The following is a 5,204-nucleotide window of genomic DNA, read 5'->3' on the forward strand; positions in this document are numbered from 1 at the left end:
CAATAAATCTCGTTTGCCATAAGGATATACTTCGTTCACAAAGAAGTCTCGATCATTTATTTTTTCGCTATTTGATGAAAAATCAAAAGCGAGTTTGTTTGTATTCCGTTGATTGTGTTATCGTCTCTTCAATAGTCATTTTCTTGTCTTTTATATGTGCGACTCGAGGTGTTTCTTTTTGATTTTGCGGAGCGTGTATAATATCTGTTATTTCTTGTGCAATTTTTGCATAGGAACGCATAGCCGCTTTTGTTTTGAATTGCCCCATCATAATGTATATATAGCCATTAGCTCGATATAAGGCGTATGGATATTTCGCAATATTTTGCAAGGTGCCATTAGGCACCTCTCCCTCATATGTAGCAAGGATATAGTAATATCCATCTATAAACTTGGCAGTTGAAACGACATTTTGAGTCTTAAAAAAGACATAAGATTGCTCCGCAATATAATCAAGCGCTTCTTTGGATATATCTTTATCGTGCGTAGCAAATACATAATAATATCCTGTATCGGCTTCGCCTTCTTCTGCTTGCTCACCCTTGCGAGGAGTTTCTATATTTCTAAAGAATGGTAAAGTGGGGGCAGGATTATGTGTAGGTGCTGATTTCCCGTGAAAGACATTAACACCTCTAGCAATACTTCCCCCTAACGAACCATCTTCTAGCACCTCTCTTAATGTGTTATTTCCATCAAGATAGCGCACTATAGGCTGCATATTACGTTGTACGTGTGTGGTTTTAGTAAGAAATGTTATAGTTTGCTTATCTCTTTTAGTATCATTGTAGGTATCATACGCACCAATAAGGTAACGATAAAGGGGCTTACCGCTATCTTGACTAATATGCACGATATAGGGATATTTAGCAATTTTATCCATAATATCTTTGGGCACCTCGCCTCTATATGCAGCCACTTGGTAATAATACCCCTTAAATGTCTTGGGCTTTGCAATTGGCTGTGGAGCTATGGCTTGAGCAATATGCTGAGCTGGACACTGACACGAAACTTCCGCGACACTCTCTGCTTTTGTTAAAACAATGAAATTATCTCTTCTGCTCTTCTGCTCTTCTGCTCTTCTGCGCGCTCTTTCTCTAGCTATCGCCAAAGCCTCTTCTCGGGTATATTCCCGTTCTTGTTGTCCCCTAAGGGATTCTAGATAAAAAGCTATATCTTCTATATCTTGATCGGTAAATTTATACCGCATAAGGGCTGCGCTCATTGTTCCACTTGCGCCACCACCATTAGCTATACCATCTCTGTAGGCATTTAAGATTCGCACCAAAGTATTTTTTCTCATACCAGCAATGGGTCTGCTTGCTTTATCTCCCGGAGGTATAAGCTCTCCTGTTTTGCCATGACAGTGCGCACAAGCTCTCTTGTAGAGGTTTCCACCGCTTTCAAGTGAGTTCGCTACCGAAAAATCGAAGCTTGGGGCTCCATAAGCTGATGGAATACATAAAATTAGCCAAACAAAAGCTATAAGTATAGGTATAAATTGTATTGATAAGGATATACGTCGCGCTTTTATAGATTTGATGCGGTGTTCCGTCATTGATAATTCCGTCGCATAAGTTTAACATTGTTTTTTGGCATAATTGGCATAAATAGTGAAAATATAAATGCCCCCTGATTTTTTACCCAGCAGTATTATAAACTAAAATTGAATTTAAAGATACTTTACTTATTATAATTTAAACTTTATTAAATATATTGTTTAATTTTGATACATATTTTATATTTTTTATGCTTTTTTTAATATAATTATTTAGTTTTGATTCTATATTTTTTTCATCAAGAGATTATAATATGCCCTTATAGTATATTTTTTTAAAAGATTTTATACCATATTTTCTAGGTTTTAATATATGAAAGCTTTACAATGTAAAATTAAATAGGGAATTTGCATTTTGGATATTTGCTATACAATAAATTACACAAGAGTACAGAGGCTAATAAATATGAATAGATGAGTTAAATTTGACGATAAGTCTTAAAATCCGGCATCTTCCCATAAATAGACCTTAATCAGGGGGTAGAGGGGTGTTTGGGAAGGTCTATTATAGGAATCACGCCGTATTAAGATGATAGCAAATGATGTTCCATTTTTGGTATTCATATATAAATTATTACTTTTAATGCTGCATTGCATAGTATAGAAAAAAGCTTGATATACTTCATAAACCAAATGCTAGCAAGCTTTTAAGTTTTAATTACTATTTTGCAAAATTACGTAGTAATTTGGGTCGCAGGAATGCAGCAATAGCGAATCTAAAACTGATAGCCAAATGAAGCAGAGAAGAGATGCAGCTGCCCAAACCCCCCTGATTGGTAAATGCTCTTGCGCCCATCTTTAAGACTTAAAGAATAGGCTAGTCCATAGCTCCACTTTTCATTAAGATTCTTTCTTAGCCCTACACCAAACATATAGGCGTTACTATCAGGGATCCCCAGCTTGTCTTGTGACACTGGGGATTGGTCAAATGCAGCAGAAAACATTAAAAGCGTGTTTTTGCGCGTGAGATAGGTAATGCCTAAGCGCAATGCGATCGTATCCTGCCACCCATCACCCATAGCCACCGCACCATAATCGGCTAAATCCATCATAGATTCTAACTGCTGTGGGCTAAACTGCAGCACCATACCACTTAAGGGGGTAAATCGTGGCTTGCTAAAATTAAAGGCGAATTTATCACCCTTGCTCCAATAGATTTTTTCATACACAAGCTCTATGCCTAATCGCCCAAAGTAGTGCATAAGCGCGATTTGCATTGTGGAGGGTAAAGTTGTAGTAAGATTTAAATCCGCTCGCATATTCACATCGCCCACAGAGCCACCGATATAGGTAGTCGCGTCAAGACTTCCTTTAAGATTAAAGGTTACGGGCGAGGTATAGACAATACTTAAAGTCGTCTGTTTGCTCTCAAAAGGACGCACACTCATAGCGACTTTATAGCCAAAGGCTAAGTCCGCGCCATCGCTCTTTTGATCGACTTTAGTCGCGCCCACTAAATGCGTAGTAATATCCATATCACCCATACCAAAGGCTTCTGCGACTTGTTTAGCGTCCATAAGCGGCAGATAGCCCCGCGGTGCGCCGTCTTCATCTTTTTCTGTAGGTTTTGGGTAAGCGCAAGGTCCCGGATTGTTTGTCTGCAAATTCCCATTAAAATCATAGAATGTGCCCGTATAACAATTCACATACGCCCCTAATTGCTTTGCTTTAGTCATAGTATCGCCAAGATTCCCACAGCCAAAAAATCCGCTTGTGCTATATCCATTTTGAATGCAGTAATTTACGCCATTGACAAACTTATATCCATCACGTTCTACTCCATTAATAGTAGTTTTATAGGTTTGGTTAGGTACTTGATTGAAAAATGTTGGGAGACAAATTGTTGTTTGATCTACACAAGTTTTATCATTATATCGCCAATCCAAATGACCATTTGCCCATTCACCTTGATACGTCTCCCAATTTTGCTTTATCGTAGCGTTAATCTCTGCGACTTTTTGATTATACCCCGCTATATCGATGACTTGCCTCTCCTCATCGATATATTGATTAAACACATCAGGGGAAGGCATACCAAACCACGCCTCAGGGTTGAAGAGCGTGGGAAGCCCATAGCGCAATTTATTATTCAAATGCCCTCCCCCGCCAACGCCAAGCCCTGCTAAAGCCGCTAAGGCATTGCCTTGAGCTGTATTCACTGCATAAATGAGCTGTGCCATAGCCTCTGGCACCATAGATGAAGGAATCTCATCAAAATCCTTAATATTAGTAATAACCTCTCCGGGCTTCTCTCTCGTACCTAGTGGCACAAAAACCGTGTTTGCGAAATTCCCCATACCATAGAGGATTCTCGGGCTTACGCCAATAGCAATTCGCTCATTATAATTCCAGCTAAGCGATGGACTAAGCTCCACCATAGCTATCATTACATTACGTAAAAACGCTCCAGCCTCGCCATTCCAATTCATAGCTAAACCACTAGGTGCAGTGAAGCTCACTCCCCAGTTAAAATTCCCCCACTTACTCTTAGCACTCTTGCTTTTGTAAAAAATCTTAGGCACGGGAAAAAATGTAGAATCCGCACTTCCCGCTACTAGCGCACCTTTTTCGCTAAAGCCCCATTCGCCATTTTGATTTTTCACTTCGGAGGGCACTTCAATAGGCTTTGTTAAATCCACACCCAAAAAGCTATTTGCCAAATTCGCCATACTTGGATCAATCCCTAGTGTCGTAGTCGTGCTTAAACCCCAGTTTATCGAGCCTTCGCCAATATTTTTTGTGGTAGTATCGGTAGTAAAAGCAAAGCCGGGGATAAAAATGCCTGTAAGGGTAATATCCAAATCGTGTTTATCATTGTCACTTAATGGGTGGGAAAAGCCCATATTCGCAGGATTATAATAAACACTATCTGCACCAAAAGCCCCAGCGACATAGGCGGAATTAAGGGCAGTAGATTTAAGGCTCTGTTCACTGATTCTAAATCCTGAAGCAAAGCTTAAGCAACAGCATAAACCTGCATAAATAAATAGCCTTAACACCTTCCCTATCCTCGAAATTATAATGTTTTGGTTGTAAAATTGTTGCGTATGCAACTATATACCTTGCTTTATAACTTTGTGGAATCAAAAGAGAAAAAATGATTTTTTGTAATTTAGGTGTAGAAAAATGTAGCAATTTGAAGGGGGTTGTTGCTTTGCGTCAAAGCAAGAGTAAGCAATACTCGTGCTTTTTGTGGATTCAAATCTCCGCTAGAGATGAAGCCATTTTGCGAATCTACCTCGCTTATATATACACTGCCTTGATTAATGCGAGAGCTTATCACCACACACAAGCCTTGTTTAATGAGACTTTGGAGTGTTTGCTTATGGACTTTATGGACGCTCCCAGCACCGCTCCCAGCGATGACTAGCCCTTGTGTACCATTGCTAAAAAGTGCCTTAGCAGCGATTGATGAGCCATCATTAGCATAAGAGTAGAGTATATCCACACGCGGCAGGGATTCTATCATCTCCGTGTCAAACATAGGCTGATGTAATACACCGCAAGATGCGTGAAAATGCACCGCACCATTGGCGATATAGCCCAAATCACAAGGCGAGGCAAAAGATTCAAGGCTTGAAGTGTGAATCTTGCTCGCATACCGCGCAGAGAGGATTCTATCATTCATACATAGCATAACCCCTCTCTT

General features: G+C 39.7%; 3 protein-coding genes. All 3 read right to left on the reverse strand.

From position 1 onward, the window contains the following. Positions 1–82 precede the first annotated feature (82 nt). Positions 83–1,555: a c-type cytochrome gene (locus QZ289_RS10305; RefSeq protein ID WP_295702283.1), complete on the reverse strand. Its 1,473-nt coding sequence runs from the start codon at positions 1,553–1,555 to the stop codon at positions 83–85. A gap of 716 nt (positions 1,556–2,271) precedes the next feature. Continuing rightward, entirely contained in the window at positions 2,272–4,554 is a 2,283-nt protein-coding gene (locus tag QZ289_RS10310) for an outer membrane protein transport protein (protein WP_295702285.1), read from the reverse strand. Between the two features lie 113 nt (positions 4,555–4,667). Beyond that, positions 4,668–5,204: asparaginase domain-containing protein (locus QZ289_RS10315; protein ID WP_295702287.1), on the reverse strand; the 537-nt coding region annotated here is incomplete at its 5' end.

The sequence above is a fragment of the uncultured Helicobacter sp. genome (assembly GCF_910577135.1).
Taxonomy (GTDB): domain Bacteria; phylum Campylobacterota; class Campylobacteria; order Campylobacterales; family Helicobacteraceae; genus Helicobacter_C; species Helicobacter_C mastomyrinus.